The organism is Streptomyces sp. NBC_01408 (assembly GCF_026340255.1).
In the GTDB taxonomy this organism is placed as follows: domain Bacteria; phylum Actinomycetota; class Actinomycetes; order Streptomycetales; family Streptomycetaceae; genus Streptomyces.
This window is the reverse complement of the sequence record NZ_JAPEPJ010000001.1, coordinates 1,968,193-1,985,982: the sequence shown is the minus strand read 5'-3', so window position 1 is coordinate 1,985,982 and position 17,790 is coordinate 1,968,193. Positions and strand designations below refer to the sequence as shown.

Here is a 17,790-nt window from a genome sequence, read left to right as displayed (position 1 = left end):
GGCGGGGGCGTGACTTAGCATCCGTGGCATGAGCGACGCGATTCCCCCCAGCAACCCGCAGCCCGAGCCCTCCCCGGGGAGCAGCGGTTACGGGTTCCCGCCGGGGCCGCCCGCGTCCGGCGGCTACGGCTCCCCGCCGGGCCCGCCCGCGCAGGGCGGCTACGGCTACCCCTCCGGGCCGATAGCCGACGGCGGCTACGGCTTCCCGCAGCAGGGGCAGCCGAACCCGTACCAGCAGGAGCCCGCGGCTCCGGGCGCGGCCGGGGGGCAGTGGCCCCCGCAGCAGCCGAACCAGCCCGAGCAGGGGCAGCTGTTCGCGCCGGCCCCGGCCGCGGACCAGCCGGACTGGGAGGCGATGGCCGACCGGTCCGCGGCCGAGCGGCGCAAGAAGCGGCTGTGGATGCTGGGCGGCGGGGTGACCGTACTGGCGCTGCTCGCGGGCGGCGGAACGTTCTTCCTGCTGGCCGGCGACAGCGACAAGCCGAGCGAGGCCGACAGCCAGCCCTCGGTGTCCTCGTCCCCCACCCCGGAGGAGTCGGGCGGGTCGAAGGCGCCCGCCTACAGCCCCACCGTCGAGGGGGACGCGACCCTGCTGCGCGACAGCAACGGGCAGACCGGCATCCGGCTGGGCCCCGACATGAAGCTCGGTCCGCTGGGCTCGCGGTTCCAGATCGTGGGCAAGGGGACCGGGAACTCCTTCGCGCAGTCCGCGGAGCCGGTCGTGGACGTGTCCAAGAGCTTCACCGTCACGGCCCGCGTCTACAACTCCGCCACCAAGGGCTCGCACATCGCGGTGAGCCAGGGCGACGGGGAGTCGTTCTCCTTCGAGCTGGGCGTGAACGAGGTGAACGGCAAGCAGGCCTGGATCTTCCGCGTGCAGACGGGAGACAAGGGCGCCGCCGCGACCACGCGGACCGTCGCCGCCGAGGGGCTGAGCATGGTCAAGACCGCGACGATGCTGATGGCGACGTACGACGCCGAGAAGAAGCTCATCGCCCTCTACGTCGACGGGAAGAAGGCCGGCGAGACCCCGGTTCCGCCGATCTGGCAGGCGCAGGGCCCGCTCCAGCTGGGCCGGTCCAAGCACCACAACATCTGGACCGGACCCTGGCAGGGCGCCCTGCACAACATCCGGATCTACGACTCCGCCCTCACGGCTGAGCAGGCGACCGCGTACAAGGAGGGCAAGCTCGGCGCGACGGTGAAGCCGACGCACTCCTGGCTGCTCACCTGACCGGCGACCGCGGACGGCGGGCCCGCTGACCTCCTGACCCGCTGACCCGCTGAACGGCCGGAGCCCGGCCGCTCGGCGGCCGGGCTCCTGGAGGTTCAGCGGGGGACGGGTCAGATGCTGACGCCGGCGTTGCGCAGGAAGGCGACCGGGTTGACGGCCGAGCCGTAGTTCGGCGTGGTGCGGATCTCGAAGTGCAGGTGCGGGCCGCTGGAGTTGCCGGTGTTGCCGGACAGGGCGATCCGCTGCTTGACGGAGACCTTCTGGCCGATCTTGACCTGGATCTTCGAGAGGTGCGCGTACTGCGAGTACGTGTTGTTCGCGTGCTTGATCACGACGGCGTTGCCGTAGGCGGGGCCGTCGCCGCCACCGTTGGGGCCGGCCTTGACGACGACGCCGGCGGCCGTGGCCTTGACCGGGGTGCCGACCGGGACGGCGAAGTCCTGGCCGGAGTGCTTGTGGGACCACATGCTGCCGCCCTTGCCGAAGGTCGCGGACAGCGTGTACTTGTCCAGCGGCTTGATCCACAGCGAGGTCTTCGCGGCGCCGGGCTCGGCGGCGGCCTTGGCCTTGGCGGCCTGCGCGGCCTGGACGGTCGCCTGCTCGGCAACCAGCTGGGCGGTCCCGGTGAGGGCGGTCTGCGTCGTGTCGGCGAAGGCGGCGGTCGCCCCGGCCCCGAGAGCGAAAACGGCACCGAGAGCGGTTACGCCGACGGCAATACGGGTACGGGGGGTGTTGACGCGCTTCGCGGACATGAAGGAGACCTCCGGGGCCGGGGACAAGGGCGGGTTCACGCCCTCTAGAGGCATGAAGTGACCCGGCACGATGGCCTGTGCCGGGTGGGCTCATCCTTGGTAACCCGCACCCCCGGACTTCCCCAAACGTCCCCGTTACTACCGGGGCTCGTAGGACGGTCCGCCCTCTCGGCCCGGTTGACGGGCTCCCTCCTGCGGCGGAGGTCTTGTTCCAGGGCCCTTTGGATCTACGAATCCGCCTAGTACGTCCGTTTTGCCCTGTGCGGCTTGTCACCGGGGCAGGACCTCCGACTGGCCGATCCAGGACCATCGGCGGGCAACCGCAAGTACGCTCCAGCGTCGTGGACGCATCGGTGGCGGGTATCCGGCTGGCCTCGGGGGTTCTGAGCCCCTTCGTCAAGAAGCTGTTCCAGGGGGAGGGTGCGGGCGCGGGCCTGGTGGACCGGCCGTGGCGGTTCTCCTCCTACGTCGCATGGCGCGAGAAGCGCGACCTCGACGGCGACGACCTGCGCGGGCTAGCCGAGGATCTGGTGAAGAAGGCGTTACGGGCCCCCGGCGAGCGCCCCCTGCCGCGCGGCGAGGAAGCCGGAGTGGCGGCCGCCCTCACGGCGACCCTGCGGGCGCTGGGCGACCTGACCCTCTCGGACGCGCAGGCCGTGGACCTCGGGCCGCAGGCCTTCGCCCGGAAACTGCGGGCCGCCGCACCGCCCACCGGACTGTCCCGGGACGCCGAGCTGTTCCACGACCGGCTGCTCGACCTGGCCTGCCTGCACATCCTGCACTTCTTCACCCAGCGCTCGACCTACGTCGCCGCGACCCTCATGGAGCAGAAAAGACAACTCGCCGAGGCCATCGACAAGCTCGACGAGCTACTGAGGCGGGGCCACCTGCCGGACGCGCGGGACGCGGCCTTCGAGGAGCGCTATCTGGCCTACCTGGCCGAGCGCCACAGCGCCCTCACCATCTTCGGCCTGGACCTGGCCCCTGGCTCCTCGCGCTGGCCACTGGACGCGGCGTACGTGAGCCTGGAGGTCACCGGGCCCGCGCCCGACGCGGAGACCGGGCCACTGCCGGAAACCGGGCCACTGCCGGAGGCAGAGCCGCTGCCGGAGGCCGGGCCGTCAGCGGCTGCCGGGCCCGTGGAAGAGGGGCCCGCCCGGTTGCACCTCCCCGCCGACCAGCTCTTCACCGAGCACGAGCGGGTCCTGCTGCGCGGCGAAGCCGGTTCCGGGAAGACCACGCTGTGCCAGTGGCTCGCCGTCCGGGCCGCCCAGGACGGGAAGGACGGCAAGGACGGCCGGATCCCCTTCGTCCTCCCGCTGCGCAGCCTCACCCGCAACGGCGAGCAGCTGCCCCAAGCCGGCGGGTTCCTGAACAGCTCCCCGCTGGCCGGGGAGGTCCCGCAGGGCTGGGAAAACCGGGTGCTGCGCCACGGGCGCGCCCTGCTGTTGGTGGACGGGATCGACGAGATCCCGGAAGCCGAGCGCCCGCGCGCCCGGGACTGGCTGGCCAGACAGATCACCGCCTACCCGGACAACCAGTGGCTTCTCACCTCCCGCCCCTCGGCGGTGCGGCAGGACTGGCTGGCCGCGGAGGGCTTCGACGAGGTGCTCCTGACCCCCATGACCCCGGCGAACGTCCGGGCCTTCGTCGAGCGCTGGCACACCGCCGCGGTCACGGGCGTCGCCGTCCGGGACGCGGCCCTGCCCGAACTGCGGACCCAGCTGCTGCACTCCATACGCACCAAACCGGATCTGGCCCGGCTGGCGACCAACCCGCTGCTGTGCGGCATGATCTGCGCCCTGCACCGGGAGCGGCGCGGCTTCCTGCCCTCCGGACGCAAGGAGCTGTACACGGCGGCCCTGTCGATGCTGCTCCACCGGCGCGACAAGGAACGGGACGTCCCCCTGCCGGAGATCGCCGAGGAACCGCAGCTCCAGTTGCTCCAGCGGCTGGCGTACTGGCTGATCCGCAACGGCCGCACCGAAATGGACCGGAGCGTGGCCGAGGACCTCATCGCGGACGCGCTGCCCGCCGTGGAGGAGGCGGGCCGGGTCCTGGGCGCGGCCCCGGCCGTGCTGAAGCACCTCGTGGAGCGGACCGGGCTGCTGCGGGCCCCGACCGAGGACACCGTCGAGTTCGTCCACCGCACCTTCCAGGACTTCCTCGGCGCGCGGGCCGCCCTGGACGAGGCCGGCTTCGGGGAGCTGGCCGGCCACGCCGAGGCCGACCAGTGGGAGGACGTCATCCGCATGGCGGTCGCCCAGGGCCGCCCCCGCGACCGCGAGGCAGTGATCCGGGGGCTGCTCGCCACGCCCTCGCACCGCTCCGTGCTGCTCGCGTTCGCCTCCCTGGAGTACGCCGCCGAGCTGGACCCGGTGCTGCGCCGCGAGGTGGAGGCCGCCGCCGGGGCCCTGATCCCGCCGACGAGCCTCCAGGCCGCCTACGCGCTCGGCCGGGTCGGCCCGCTGGTGCTCGACCTGCTGCCCGGCCCCGAGGCGGCCACGCTGGAGGGCCTCGGGTACTACACGGTCGTGGCGGCCGGCTCGGTCGGCTCCGACCTCGCCATCCCCCTGCTGGCCCGCTACGCCCGCCAGGACTCCGCGCTGGTGCAGAGCAGGCTGGCGGAGTTCTGGCCGAGGTTCGACAGCAGGCTGTACGCCGAGGAGGTCATCGCCCGGCTCCCCCGGATCCCCGAGACCCTGGCCGTCCACTCGGACGCCGAACTGGAGGCGCTCGGTGAGTTCGCCCCGCAGGAACGCCTGAACGTGGCGGGCCCCGTCTCCTCCGAGGGCCTGGCGGCCTACCGGCGCCGCACCCGCATCACCGCCCTGCGCATCCGCGGCAACACCCGGCTGACCGGCCTCGGCTTCCTGCGGGGAGAACACTTCCTGCGGACCGTGACGATCAGGGACTGCCCGGCCCTGACGGACCTGGGCGCACTGGCCGGACTGCCCGTCGAGCGCGCACAGCTCCACCTGGACGGGCCCCTGGACGTCGCGGCCGTGACCGCGGGCTGGGAGGCGCTGCGCCAGCTCTCGCTGAGCGGGCCGCACGCTCCCTGGTCCCTCGCCGACCTCTCCCCGCGCGCCTCCCTGCGGGCGCTCGGGCTCGGCCAGTCCCCCGGTTCCCTGGCCGGTCTGGCCCGCCACGGCGATCTGCGCATCCTGCGGCTCCCCGACACCTGGGTCCCCGCCGGGCCATCGGACTGGCAGATCATCGCATCGCTGCGGAAGCTGCGGGAGCTGACGGTCCCGCCGCAGGCCCTCGCACACCTCCCCGGCACGCTCCGGCTGCCGCTGATCCGGACCGTGCGCCTGTACGGGATGCCGTCAGAGGCGGATCCCGACACGGTGCGGCAGGTGGGCCACCACTTCCCCGAGGCCCAGACCACCCCGGCCGGCTAGTGCTGTGACCGCAGTGGGCGTCCGGCAAAAAGGGGCGGCCCCGGAACCTTTCGGTCCCGGGGCCGCCCCTTCGTACAGCTACCGCTACGCGGTGCTCACGCGCCCTTCGACAGGTCCGGGCCGGAGCCCGTGGCCTCGATCGGGGGGAGGTCCGGCAGAGCCGACTTCTCCTCGCCGCGGAAGGTGAACTTGGCTTCCTCGCCCTCACCCTCCTTGCCGACGACCACGATCTGACCGGGACGCAGCTCGCCGAAGAGGATCTTCTCCGACAGCGCGTCCTCGATCTCGCGCTGGATGGTCCGGCGCAGCGGGCGGGCGCCCATGATCGGGTCGTAACCGCGCTTGGCGAGCAGGAGCTTCGCGTCGCCGCTCAGCTCGATGCCCATGTCGCGGTCCTTCAGGCGCTCGTCGACCTTGGCGATCATCAGGTCGACGATCTGGATGATGTCTTCCTCGGTGAGCTGGTGGAAGACGACCGTGTCGTCGACACGGTTGAGGAACTCGGGCCGGAAGTGCTGCTTGAGCTCTTCGTTGACCTTCGCCTTCATCCGGTCGTAGTTGGTCTTCGTGTCGCCCTGGGCCGCGAAGCCCAGGTTGAAGCCCTTCGAGATGTCCCGCGTACCCAGGTTGGTCGTCATGATGATGACCGTGTTCTTGAAGTCCACGACCCGGCCCTGGGAGTCGGTCAGGCGACCGTCCTCCAGGATCTGGAGAAGGGAATTGAAGATATCCGGGTGAGCCTTCTCGACCTCGTCGAAGAGGACGACGGAGAACGGCTTCCGGCGCACCTTCTCGGTGAGCTGGCCGCCCTCTTCGTAGCCCACGTAGCCGGGGGGCGAACCGAAGAGACGGGAAACCGTGTGCTTCTCGCTGAACTCCGACATGTCGAGGGCGATCAGCGCGTCCTCGTCGCCGAAGAGGAATTCGGCGAGCGTCTTGGAGAGCTCGGTCTTACCGACACCGGACGGACCGGCGAAGATGAACGAGCCACCCGGGCGCTTCGGGTCCTTCAGACCCGCACGGGTACGGCGGATCGCCTGGGAGAGCGCCTTGATGGCGTCCTTCTGGCCGATGACCCGACGGTGGAGCTCGTCCTCCATGCGGAGCAGTCGCGAGGACTCCTCCTCGGTGAGCTTGAAGACGGGAATGCCGGTCGCGGTCGCGAGGACTTCGGCGATGAGCTCCTCGTCGACCTCGGCGACGACGTCCATGTCGCCGGACTTCCATTCCTTCTCGCGCTTGGTCTTCCCCGCCAGCAGCTGCTTCTCCTTGTCACGGAGAGAGGCCGCCTTCTCGAAGTCCTGGGAGTCGATGGCCGACTCCTTGTCGCGCCGCACGTTCGCGATCTTCTCGTCGAACTCGCGGAGGTCCGGCGGCGCGGTCATCCGGCGGATGCGCATCCTGGAGCCGGCCTCGTCGATCAGGTCGATCGCCTTGTCCGGGAGGAAGCGGTCCGAGATGTACCGGTCGGCCAGAGTCGCCGCGGCCACGAGAGCCGAGTCCGTGATGGAGACGCGGTGGTGGGCCTCGTAACGGTCGCGCAGGCCCTTGAGGATCTCGATCGTGTGGGGGAGGGAAGGCTCCGCCACCTGGATCGGCTGGAAGCGGCGCTCGAGCGCGGCGTCCTTCTCAAGGTGCTTGCGGTACTCGTCGAGCGTCGTGGCACCGATGGTCTGGAGCTCACCACGGGCCAGCATGGGCTTCAGGATGCTGGCGGCGTCGATCGCGCCCTCGGCGGCGCCCGCACCCACCAGGGTGTGGAGCTCGTCGATGAACAGGATGATGTCGCCGCGGGTGCGGATCTCCTTGAGGACCTTCTTCAGGCGCTCCTCGAAGTCACCGCGGTAGCGGGAGCCCGCGACCAGGGCACCGAGGTCAAGCGTGTAAAGGTGCTTGTCCTTGAGGGTCTCGGGCACCTCGCCCTTGACGATCGCCTGGGCCAGGCCCTCGACGACGGCGGTCTTGCCGACGCCGGGCTCGCCGATCAGGACGGGGTTGTTCTTGGTCCGGCGGGACAGCACCTGCATGACCCGCTCGATCTCCTTCTCGCGCCCGATGACCGGGTCGAGCTTGGATTCGCGGGCAGCCTGGGTGAGGTTGCGGCCGAACTGGTCCAGGACGAGCGAGGTCGAGGGCGTGCCCTCGGCCGGTCCGCCGGCCGTGGCCGACTCCTTGCCGCCCCCGGAGTAACCGGAGAGCAGCTGGATGACCTGCTGCCGGACCCTGTTGAGATCGGCGCCCAGCTTCACGAGGACCTGGGCGGCGACGCCCTCGCCCTCGCGGATCAGGCCGAGCAGGATGTGCTCGGTGCCGATGTAGTTGTGGCCGAGCTGGAGGGCCTCTCGGAGCGACAGCTCCAGGACCTTCTTCGCCCGCGGGGTGAAGGGGATGTGGCCGGAAGGGGCCTGCTGCCCCTGTCCGATGATCTCCTCAACCTGCTGGCGAACAGCCTCGAGCGAAATCCCGAGGCTCTCCAGGGCCTTAGCGGCGACACCCTCACCCTCGTGGATCAAGCCCAGGAGGATGTGCTCGGTGCCGATGTAGTTGTGGTTGAGCATCCGGGCTTCTTCCTGAGCCAGGACGACAACCCGCCGCGCGCGGTCGGTGAACCTCTCGAACATCGTTTATCGCTCCTCAGAGCGGTCGGGCAGTTCGGGGTCGGTCCCCGCCCTGTCCTTCCGCATGCTAGTCCCGCGGGGCGGGACAGCTCATTCCAACTGCCGACATCCGTCCGCGGCTCACCCCCACATCGGTGAGGAAAACCGGCTTGAAGAGCCGACAACTGCTCCAACCCGATGGTGCGAGACGATGTTCCCGCAGGCCAGGCAGATACCCGTCACACGTGTACGCCGACGGCGAACGGAAGCCGGTCAAATCAGCGTGTCGCCCCGATCCACTAGGAATGTCTTACCCGTAAGGACTGACACTCCATGCCGGTGACGACGGTTCCCTCCGCTACGGGCGAACACGATTGCGTCTCAAATGTTGGGTCGCGACCCTACGGATGTTTACGTTCCGCATTGCACCGGGTGCGGTGTGTCACGACACCCGTAACCCGCCGCCGATTCCGGAGTTGCTCCGGGCATGGCCGTCAGCACCGTGAGCGCCGTCAGCGTCCCCTCGCCCCGCGTCGCGCCCGAGGAGGACGCGTACGCCTCCTGGTACGAGCGGGTGCCCGGCTGGACCCTCGTGGACGGTCCGCCCGCCCAGCTCGTCACCGGGACCCGGTTCGACGTCCTGGAGCTGCCGTCCGATGCGGGGACGGCGCTGCTGCGCAGGCGGGTCAGGACGGGTCCGGTGGCGGTGGCGGGGCGCCGGATGCGGTTCCTGGTGGCCGCGGGCAGCGCAGAGGAGCTGGACGGGTTGCTCGACTGGCTGGAATGGGGCGGGGTCGCCCTGGATCTGACCGCCCTGGGTGCGGGTGGCCGGATCGCCGCCCCCGCTCCCCCGGTCTCCGCCCTCGGCGAGAGTCCCCGGGGGGCCGCTGTGTGGCTGCGACCCCCCGAGCGGGGATGCGAGGCGCTTCTGCCGTCCCTGCCCGGTCCTGGGCAGGGCACCGGACCCGCCCACGGGCCCGATCTCGTACGCCTGGTCGCCGCGGCGGCGACGGAATGCCACCGCGCGCGTCTGCGACGCAGGGCCCGCACGCCGGTGCGCGGCTCCGTGGGTCAGCCCTTGGCCTTCTCGTAGGCCTCGCGGATGTCGGCCGGGACACGGCCGCGGTCGTTCACGTTGTAACCGTTCTCCTTGGCCCACGCGCGAATCTCGGCGGTGTCCGGGTTTCCGGTCGTCGCGGAGGCACGGCCGCCCTTGGCACGGGCGGAGGTGGCGCGGCCACCGGTGCGGCGGCCGCCCTTGGTGAACGGTTCGAGCAGACCGCGGAGCTTTTCAGCGTTGGCGGTGGTGAGGTCGATCTCGTAGGTCTTGCCGTCCAGAGCGAACGTCACCGTCTCGTCCGCCTCGACACCGTCGAGGTCGTCGACAAGAAGGACCTGAACCTTCTGTGCCACCGGGATTTCCTTTCATCGAAAAGCAGTACGCGGAAAGGAAACCGCTTTTGCCAGGAAAACACAAACCCCCGGGAGAGGTTCGAGACCGCAACAGGGCGGGAAACGTGCGCGATTCGGACATAGGCCACAGGCCTGCCGAGCGCCGGAATAGCCGGGGTGATCGATCAGAGGTGCAGAAGCATCCGACTGTTGCCCAAGGTGTTCGGCTTCACTCGTTCGAGACCGAGGAACTCGGCGACACCCTCGTCATAGGAACGCAGGAGCTCCATGTACACATCGGTCTCGACGGGGGTCTCGCCGATCTCGACGAAGCCGTGCTTCGTGAAGAAGTCCACTTCGAAGGTCAGGCAGAAAACCCGGCTGACCCCCAGATCGCGGGCCGTGCGCAACAACTGCTCCAGCACCCGGTGGCCGACTCCGCCGCCCTTCAACTCGCGGTCGACGGCGAGAGTGCGGACTTCGGCGAGGTCTTCCCACATGACGTGGAGAGCGCCGCAGCCCACCACCTGGCCGTCCAAGGCGCGTTCCGCGACCCAGAACTCCTGGATGTCCTCGTAAAGGACGACGGGCGCTTTGTCGAGGAGGATCCGCTGCTGCACGTACTGGTCGAGCAGGCGGCGCAGCGCGGGAACATCACCGGTGCGGGCGCGGCGGATCGTCACTGTTTCTGCGTGTGCAGTGGAAAACTCTCCCATGGCCCCGGACGTTATCGCCCCGGCTCGTCCCGCCGCGCGGCGGAGCCCTCTTCTGCTTCGGGCTCCGCGGGCGCCTGGGCGGACGGTGCTTCGGCGGCGGGTTCTGCGGAGGGTTCCGTCGAGGGTTCCGCGGCGGACTCGTCGTCGTGCTGGACGATCCGTACGGCGTCGCGGAGGGCTTCGCGCTGTTCCGCGGACATCATGCCGAAGAAGGCGACGAGAGCGGCCGCGGGGTTGTCGCTCGTCGACCAGGCTTCGTTCATCAGTGCGGCCGAGTAGGCGGCGCGGGTGGAGACGGCCGTATATCGATAGGCGCGGCCTTCCGCCTCCCGGCGGACCCAGCCCTTCTGATGAAGATTGTCCATAACGGTCATGACCGTGGTGTAGGCGATGGACCGTTCCTGCTGAAGGTCTTCCAGTACTTCCCGAACGGTGACCGGGCGGTTCCACTGCCACACCCGCGTCATGACTGCGTCTTCGAGATCTCCCAAGGGGCGAGGCACAGCAGCACGATAGTGCGGTATGTATGGAATTGCCCGGCTATTGGGTCGACAACGCGCAACAAAATGGGCGAAAAGCCAGTGCGGAGTGCGCCGGGCCGGGCGGTACTACTTCCGGGTCTGCTGAGCGGCCTCGGCCCGGGCGATCACGGCGTCGACCGCCGCGTCCTCCTTGGCCTTGTTCGCGCCGCCCTGGGTCTTCACGATCGTCACGACGAGAGCGATGAAGAACGCGGCCATCACGATGGGGGGCACGAGCGCGGAGACGTAGTCCATGCCCCCCAGACTAGCTACCCGGCGGCGCGGTCCGCGGCCGGGGGCGGAACGGGCTTCCGGCGTGGCGGGAACACCTCGCCCGGGGTCGGGACGGGCCGCTCCGGGCGCGGCTCCTCCTTGGGCGGCTCGGCTGCCGGACGGGGACGCGGCGACGGACCCGGCTTGGGGCCCTGCCCGCCGGCCAGCGCCAGCAGCCGGGTGCGGGGCGCGGGCGCCGTCGACAGCCGCCTGCGTACGGAGCGCTCCGCCACGGTCTGGGCCCGCTCCAGCAGCGCCGCCGCCACGGGGTTGCCGCGCAGCGCGCGCAGCGCGGCCAGATCGTCGGGGACCGGCTCGTACCCTGCGGCGAGGGCGTCCTGGAGCAGCTCCAGGTATCCGGAGAGGCTGCCGGGCAGCGCGGCCCGGTAGCGGCCCAGATCCTCCAGGAGGAAGGCTCTGAGCCGGCCCGCCTCCTGTACCGCGTCGTCCACCGACTGCGCGAGGCGCAGGCAGTCCTGGACCTCCGCGGCCGCCAGGGGGGCCGAGGAGGACTGAAGGGCGTGGGCGAGTGAGCGCCTGAGCACGTGCAGCTCGGCAGCGCTGAACGCCATGCCGCCGCGGGATCCGTAGGGCGTGGGCATGGGCCGAAGATACGCGCTAATCGGACAAAATCCCCTGAGATCCCTCTCGGCGCGCCGGGACCCCGCCGGGGAGGCCGCCAGGAGGGCCACCGGGTCGGGCCGAGTCCTTGACCGCGCGCAGGAACTCTCCCCAGGCCCCCCGGGTCGTGGCGAGGACCAGGTGCGCCGGATCGGCCCGGTCGGCGACCCGCACCAGGGATCCGGGCGCGGTGGCGACGTAGACGCAGGCGTCTCCCTCACCGCAGAACGAGGACTTCCGCCACACGGGCTGAGCGGTCATGGTGTCTCCTCCGGTCACAGGCCGCCGGTCGTTTCCGTGGAGGGACGGTAGCGCCACGGTGGACCCGTGCCGGTGACTTCCGCGGAATTCGGTGTTTTCCGACGTGAGACCCCCGACACCCCGACACGGGCTACAACCGGGACACGAAGGCCGAGGCCGCCTCGCGGACGTCCGCGGCCGTCCAGGCCAGGCCCGGCTCCGTGATGTCCAGTTCGGTCACCGACAGGCCGGGCGGCCCGTCGGGGGACCAGCGGCGGAACAGGACCGTGCCCGTCTCCTCCGCCAGCCGCAGCCCCGCGTCCGTGAGGCGGTCCGCCTCGTACGGGAGCCACACCTGGAACTGGTGCGTGTGCGGCTCCTCCGGGTGGATCCGGAACCAGGGGACCTCGGCCTGCGCGAACGCATCGCGCAGCGCACCGGCCACCACCCGCGCCTGCGCGACGTACTCCGGGAGCCTGGGCAGCTCCCGCTCCAGCCCGGCCAGCGCCGCGAGGGCCTGCGGGAACTGGCGGAAGACCCGGCCCCCGTAGCGGTGGCGCCAGACCCGGGTCTCCTCCACGAAGGACGCGGGCCCGGCCAGGGCCGCCCCGCTGAGGCCGCCGAGGGACTTGTAGAAGGAGACGTAGACCGAGTCGGCCAGCCCCGCGATCTCCGGCAGCGGGCGGCCGAAGTGCACGGTGGACTCCCACAGCCGGGCCCCGTCGAAGTGGACCACCGCCTCGCGTTCGCGGGCCGCGTCGACCAGCGCCGTCAGCTCCTCCCAGGACGGGAGCAGGAAGCCCGCGTCCCGCAGCGGCAGCTCCAGCATCAGCGTGCCGAAGGGCTCGGGGAGGTCCCGGAGCTCCGCGGGCTCCGGCTGGCGGGCCTCCGTCGTCGGGTACACCGTGCGCAGGCCGGCGACGACCGGCAGCGCGGCCTCCTCCCAGCGCTCCGGGTGGCTCATCGGGTGCAGGGCCACGACCGGGCTGCCCGTCCGCCCCGCCCAGCACCGCAGGGCGATCTGCTGGGCCATCGTCCCGGACGGGAAGAAGGCCGCGTCCTCGGTGCCGAGGAGCTCCGCGACCCGCCGCTCCAGCTCGGCGACCACCCCGTCCCCGTACACGTCGGCGGGTTCGTCCTGGTCGTAGGGGGCTTCGGCGAGCCCGCGGAGCAGCTCCCCGACCGTCGGCTCCAGCAGGCTGCGGGACAGCACCCGTCCCGCTCCGCGCCAGGCCGCTACCAGCCGCTTCGTACGCTCCGTGTCGTCGCTCATGCCCCGATCATCGCCGACGGGACGCGGCTCCCCCGCCCGCCCTCACGGGCGGACGACGCCACTTCGGGCTCACTCATCTAGCATGGCGGCGTATCGTCCGGTACCCCCCGCGGACTGGAACGGAAGGCCCTCCCCGCGTGAACTCTTCACAGCAGCCGCGCCCTGCCCGGCTCGCCGTCGGCGTCGTCGGAGCCGGCCGGGTCGGCCCGGCCCTGGCCCGCGCGCTCCAGCAGGCCGGACACCGGCCCGTCGCCGTGTCCGGGGTCTCCGACGCGTCCCTGCGGCGCGCCGCCCGCATGCTGCCCGACGTCCCCGTGGTCCCGCCCGCGCAGGTGCTGGCCCACGCCGACCTGGTGCTCCTCACCGTCCCGGACGACGCGCTGCCCTCCCTCGTCGAGGGCCTCGCCGAGACCGGCGCGGTCCGCCCCGGCCAGCTCCTCGTCCACACCTCCGGGCGGTACGGGACCGCCGTACTGGATCCCGCGCGGCGCGCGGGCGCCCTGCCGCTGGCCCTGCACCCGGCGATGACCTTCACCGGCACCGAGGTCGACGTGCAGCGGCTGGCCGGCTGCTCCTTCGGCGTCACCGCCCCCGAGGAGCTGCGGCTCGCCGCCGAGGCCCTGGTCATCGAGATGGGCGGGGAGCCCGAGTGGATCGCCGAGGAGGCCCGGCCGCTGTACCACGCGGCCCTGGCCCTCGGCGCGAACCACCTGGTCACCCTGGTGGCACAGTCGATGGAGCTGCTGCGCAAGGCCGGGGTCGAGCACCCCGACCGGATGCTCGGCCCGCTGCTCGGCGCGGCCCTGGACAACGCCCTGCGCTCCGGGGACGCCGCCCTGACGGGTCCGGTGGCCCGCGGTGACGCCGGTACGGTCGCCGCGCACGTCTCGGAGCTGCGCAAGCACGCGCCCGCCGCGGTCGCCGGGTACCTGGCCATGGCCCGCACCACCGCCGACCGGGCCCTCGCGCACGGCCTGCTCAAGCCCGAACTCGCCGAGGACCTGCTCGGCGTACTCGCCGACGACGCGGACCCGAACGGGGGCGGTGACCTGTGAACGGGCTGCTGCTCGACACGTCCGAGGAGCTCCTGAAGCTCCCGCGCACCGGCCGCAGGGCCGTCGTGATGACCATGGGCGCCCTGCACGAGGGGCACGCCACCCTCATCCGCACCGCCCGCGAACAGGCCGGCCCCGAGGGCCAGGTCGTCGTCACCGTCTTCGTGAACCCCTTGCAGTTCGGGGCGGGCGAGGACCTCGACCGCTACCCGCGCACCCTCGACGCCGATCTGCGGATCGCCGAGGAGGCGGGAGCCGACGCCGTGTTCGCCCCGTCCGTGGACGAGGTGTACCCGGGCGGCGACCCGCAGGTGCGGATCAGCGCCGGGCCCATGGGGGAACGCCTCGAAGGCTCCACCCGCCCCGGCCACTTCGACGGCATGCTGACCGTCGTCGCCAAGCTGCTCCACCTCACCCGCCCCGACCTGGCCCTCTTCGGCCAGAAGGACGCGCAGCAACTGGCCCTGATCCGGCGCATGGTGACCGATCTGAACTTCCCCGTCGAGGTGGTCGGCGTAGCGACCGTCCGCGAGGAGGACGGGCTGGCGCTGTCCTCCCGCAACCGCTACCTCTCGCGCGCCGAGCGGCGCACCGCCCTGGCCCTGTCCCGCGCCCTGTTCGCCGGGCAGGACCGGCTCGCCGCGCAGGCGGCGCTGCGCGCCCGCGCCGAGGCGTCCCCGGCCAGCGACGGGCGGGCGACCGCGCTGGCCCGGCTCGGCGAGATCCGCGCCTCGGCCGACGCGCACGCCGTCTCGGCCGCGGGCACCGGGCTGCCCGACGCCGTACGGGCCGCCGCGCACCACGTGCTCCAGGAGGCGGGCCGGCAGGAGCCGCCGCTGGTCCTGGACTACCTGGCGCTGGTCGACCCGCAGGACTTCTCCGAGGCCGGCCCCGACTTCACCGGGCAGGCCGTGCTGGCCGTCGCCGCGAAGGTGGGCACGACCCGGCTGATCGACAACATCCCATTGGAATTCGGAGCACACGCGTGAGCACCCCAGGCAGAGGCATCGGGTCGGGCGGCACCGGCATACGGTTGCACGCCCCGGCCCCAGGCTGGTCCGTCGAAGCCGACGTCGTGGTCGTCGGCTCCGGCGTCGCGGGTCTGACGGCCGCGCTGCGCTGCGCCGCCGCGGGCCGCCGTACCGTCGTGGTCACCAAGGCCCGCCTCGACGACGGCTCCACCCGCTGGGCCCAGGGCGGCATCGCCGCCGCCCTCGGCGAGGGCGACACCCCCGAGCAGCACCTGGACGACACGCTGGTCGCGGGCGCGGGCCTGTGCGACGAGGCCGCCGTACGGCTGCTGGTCACCGAGGGCCCCGACGCGGTGCGCCGGCTCATGGCGGCCGGTGCGGTCTTCGACACCTCCGCCGCGACCGGCGAGATAGAGCTCACCCGCGAGGGCGGCCACCACCGGCGCCGGATCGCCCATGCGGGCGGCGACGCCACGGGCGCCGAGATCTCCCGGGCGCTCGTCGAGGCCGTGCAGGCGGCGGGCATCGAAACCGTCGAGAACGCGCTGGTCCTGGACCTCCTCCAGGACGCCGAAGGCCGTACGGCGGGCGTCACCCTGCACGTCATGGGCGAGGGCCAGCACGACGGGGTGGGCGCCGTCCACGCCCCCGACGTGATCCTCGCGACCGGCGGCATGGGCCAGGTCTTCTCCGCCACCACCAACCCGTCGGTGTCCACCGGCGACGGCGTCGCCCTCGCCCTGCGGGCCGGGGCCGAGGTCTCCGACCTGGAATTCGTGCAGTTCCACCCGACGGTGCTGTTCCTCGGCCCGGACGCCGAGGGGCAGCAGCCGCTGGTGTCGGAGGCGGTCCGCGGCGAGGGCGCGTACCTCGTCGACGCGGACGGCGTCCGCTTCATGACCGGGCAGCACGAGCTCGCCGAGCTGGCCCCGCGGGACATCGTCGCCAAGGGCATCATGCGCCGCATGCAGGAGCAGGGCGCCCAGCACATGTACCTGGACGCCCGGCACTTCGGCGCCGAGATGTGGGAGCAGCGCTTCCCCACCATCCTGGCCGCCTGCCGCGCCCACGGCATCGACCCGGTGACGGAGCCGATCCCGGTCGCCCCGGCCGCGCACTACGCGTCCGGCGGCGTACGGACCGACCTGCACGGGCGCACCACCGTCCCCGGCCTGTACGCGTGCGGCGAGGTCGCCTGCACCGGCGTGCACGGCGCGAACCGGCTGGCCTCCAACTCCCTGCTGGAGGGCCTGGTCTTCGCCGAGCGGATCGCCGACGACATCGTCGCGCAGGCCCGCTCCGGCACCGGCCCGGGCATCCCGGTCCCCGCGACCGGCCCGCTCCAGCCCGCCGGGGCGCGCTACGAGGTCCAGCGGATCATGACGGACGGCGCGGGCGTGCTGCGCTCGGCCGCGTCGCTGCGCCGGGCCGCCGAGGCCCTCGAAGGGCTGTACACGACCGCCCTGAACGGCCTGGAGGCGCACGGCAAGACCGCCGAACCGGGGGTGGACACCTGGGAGGCCACGAACCTGCTGTGCGTGGCCCGCGTCCTGGTCGCCGCCGCCGAACGGCGCGTGGAGACCCGTGGCTGCCACTGGCGCGAGGACCACCCGGACCGGGACGACGCCGCCTGGCGCCGCCACCTCGTCGTCCGGCTCTCCGCGACCGAGAAGCGGGCGCTGGTCGTCACCCCCACCGACTCGGCGGACTTCCCGTCCGTACGCGTCCCCCTGAACTCCCCGAACCCCCCCAGCCTGGAGAAGTGACCGTGAGCACCCCCGAACTCCCCCTGATCGACCAGAACGAAGGCGGCTGCGGCGACGACTGCGGCTGCGGCGACGGCGAGGAGAGCGGCCTCGACCCGGCGCTGGTCCAACTGCTGGCGGACGCGGGCCTGGACCCGATCGAGGTCGAGGACATCGCGCACATGGCGCTGTCCGAGGACCTGGACGGCGGCGTCGACGTGACCACCGTCGCGACCGTCCCCGAGGACGCCGAGGCGGTCGCCGACTTCGTCGCGCGCGAGGACGGCGTCGTGGCGGGCCTGCGGATCGCGGAGGCCGTGTTCTCCGTGGTGTGCACCGACACCTTCGAGGTCGAGCGCCATGTGGAGGACGGTGACTCGGTGAAGGCCGGGCAGGTGCTGCTGTCCGTACGCTCGCGCACCCGCGACCTGCTGACCGGCGAGCGCAGCGCGCTGAACATCATGTGCCGGCTGTCGGGCATCGCGACGGCGACCCGGCGCTGGGCGGACGTCCTGGAGGGCACGGGCGCGAAGGTCCGCGACACCCGCAAGACCACTCCGGGCCTGCGCGCGCTGGAGAAGTACGCGGTGCGCTGCGGCGGCGGCGTGAACCACCGGATGTCGCTGGCGGATGCCGCGCTGGTCAAGGACAACCACGTGGTGGCGGCGGGCGGGGTCGCGCAGGCCTTCGCGGCCGTACGGGAAGCCTTCCCGGAGGTGCCGATCGAGGTCGAGGTCGACACCCTGGAGCAGGTCGGCGAGGTCCTGGCGGCCGGCGCGGACCTGATCCTGCTGGACAACTTCACCGTGGAGCAGACGGCCGAGGCCGTGGCCCTGGTGGCCGGGCGCGCGGTGCTGGAGTCCTCGGGCCGCCTCACCCTGGACGTCGCCCGGGCGTACGCGGAGACCGGTGTGACGTACCTGGCCGTCGGCGGGCTGACCCACTCCTCCCCGATCCTGGACATCGGCCTCGATCTGCGCGAGGCGGTGTAAC

16 protein-coding genes are annotated in these 17,790 nt (G+C 72.0%); 7 read left to right on the top strand and 9 right to left on the bottom strand.

Annotated elements, in window-relative coordinates:
• The first annotated feature begins 28 nt into the window (after positions 1-28).
• Positions 29-1,234: a LamG-like jellyroll fold domain-containing protein gene (locus OG447_RS09330; protein ID WP_266936009.1), complete on the top strand. Its 1,206-nt coding sequence runs from the start codon at positions 29-31 to the stop codon at positions 1,232-1,234.
• 110 nt (positions 1,235-1,344) lie between these two features.
• Here the strand turns inward: OG447_RS09330 and OG447_RS09325 are convergent, their stop codons facing one another.
• Positions 1,345-1,986 (bottom strand): M23 family metallopeptidase, encoded by a 642-nt coding sequence (locus OG447_RS09325; protein ID WP_266936008.1) that lies wholly within the window; start codon positions 1,984-1,986, stop codon positions 1,345-1,347.
• A 341-nt stretch (positions 1,987-2,327) separates the two neighbouring features.
• Between OG447_RS09325 and OG447_RS09320 the strand changes: the two genes are divergently transcribed.
• Complete coding sequence (locus OG447_RS09320) at positions 2,328-5,393, top strand: NACHT domain-containing NTPase (protein WP_266936007.1); 3,066 nt, start codon at positions 2,328-2,330, stop codon at positions 5,391-5,393.
• A 95-nt stretch (positions 5,394-5,488) separates the two neighbouring features.
• Here OG447_RS09320 and OG447_RS09315 read toward each other — a convergent pair whose 3' ends face one another.
• A complete protein-coding gene (locus tag OG447_RS09315) occupies positions 5,489-8,014 on the bottom strand; it encodes an ATP-dependent Clp protease ATP-binding subunit (RefSeq protein WP_266936006.1) in 2,526 nt (841 codons plus the stop codon).
• A gap of 463 nt (positions 8,015-8,477) precedes the next feature.
• Between OG447_RS09315 and OG447_RS09310 the strand changes: the two genes are divergently transcribed.
• Complete coding sequence (locus OG447_RS09310; RefSeq protein WP_266936005.1) at positions 8,478-9,083, top strand: SCO3374 family protein; 606 nt, start codon at positions 8,478-8,480, stop codon at positions 9,081-9,083.
• Here the strand turns inward: OG447_RS09310 and OG447_RS09305 are convergent.
• From OG447_RS09305 to OG447_RS09275, 7 genes are all read right to left on the bottom strand, one after another.
• Entirely contained in the window at positions 9,062-9,403 is a 342-nt protein-coding gene (locus OG447_RS09305) for an Lsr2 family protein (RefSeq protein ID WP_266936004.1), read from the bottom strand. The genes OG447_RS09310 and OG447_RS09305 overlap by 22 nt on opposite strands.
• Positions 9,404-9,567: 164 nt before the next feature.
• The gene (locus OG447_RS09300) at positions 9,568-10,098 is read right to left on the bottom strand and encodes an amino-acid N-acetyltransferase (protein WP_266936003.1); all 531 of its coding nucleotides are present in this window, start codon (positions 10,096-10,098) and stop codon (positions 9,568-9,570) included.
• Between the two features lie 11 nt (positions 10,099-10,109).
• Positions 10,110-10,601 carry a BlaI/MecI/CopY family transcriptional regulator gene (locus OG447_RS09295; RefSeq protein ID WP_266936002.1) on the bottom strand — a complete coding sequence of 164 codons (492 nt, stop codon included), beginning with the start codon at positions 10,599-10,601 and terminating at the stop codon, positions 10,110-10,112.
• 105 nt (positions 10,602-10,706) lie between these two features.
• The gene (locus OG447_RS09290; RefSeq protein WP_266936001.1) at positions 10,707-10,874 is read right to left on the bottom strand and encodes a hypothetical protein; all 168 of its coding nucleotides are present in this window, start codon (positions 10,872-10,874) and stop codon (positions 10,707-10,709) included.
• A gap of 14 nt (positions 10,875-10,888) precedes the next feature.
• Entirely contained in the window at positions 10,889-11,494 is a 606-nt protein-coding gene (locus tag OG447_RS09285) for a hypothetical protein (RefSeq protein WP_266936000.1), read from the bottom strand.
• 16 nt (positions 11,495-11,510) lie between these two features.
• Positions 11,511-11,774 carry a DUF397 domain-containing protein gene (locus OG447_RS09280; protein WP_266935999.1) on the bottom strand — a complete coding sequence of 88 codons (264 nt, stop codon included), beginning with the start codon at positions 11,772-11,774 and terminating at the stop codon, positions 11,511-11,513.
• Between the two features lie 130 nt (positions 11,775-11,904).
• Positions 11,905-13,026 carry a low specificity L-threonine aldolase gene (locus tag OG447_RS09275; RefSeq protein WP_266935998.1) on the bottom strand — a complete coding sequence of 374 codons (1,122 nt, stop codon included), beginning with the start codon at positions 13,024-13,026 and terminating at the stop codon, positions 11,905-11,907.
• A gap of 137 nt (positions 13,027-13,163) precedes the next feature.
• On the opposite strand from OG447_RS09275, the gene OG447_RS09270 reads away from it, so the two are divergent.
• Genes OG447_RS09270 through nadC form a run of 4 tightly spaced genes read left to right on the top strand, consistent with a single transcriptional unit; the run spans position 13,164 to position 17,789 of the window.
• A complete protein-coding gene (locus OG447_RS09270; protein ID WP_266935997.1) occupies positions 13,164-14,081 on the top strand; it encodes a Rossmann-like and DUF2520 domain-containing protein in 918 nt (305 codons plus the stop codon).
• Complete coding sequence (gene panC / locus OG447_RS09265; RefSeq protein ID WP_266935996.1) at positions 14,078-15,070, top strand: pantoate--beta-alanine ligase; 993 nt, start codon at positions 14,078-14,080, stop codon at positions 15,068-15,070. Before OG447_RS09270 ends, panC begins: the two co-directional genes overlap by 4 nt.
• Positions 15,067-16,818 (top strand): L-aspartate oxidase, encoded by a 1,752-nt coding sequence (locus OG447_RS09260; RefSeq protein ID WP_266935995.1) that lies wholly within the window; start codon positions 15,067-15,069, stop codon positions 16,816-16,818. Before panC ends, OG447_RS09260 begins: the two co-directional genes overlap by 4 nt.
• The gene (gene nadC / locus OG447_RS09255; RefSeq protein ID WP_266935994.1) at positions 16,815-17,789 is read left to right on the top strand and encodes a carboxylating nicotinate-nucleotide diphosphorylase; all 975 of its coding nucleotides are present in this window, start codon (positions 16,815-16,817) and stop codon (positions 17,787-17,789) included. Before OG447_RS09260 ends, nadC begins: the two co-directional genes overlap by 4 nt.
• Position 17,790: the final 1 nt, after the last annotated feature.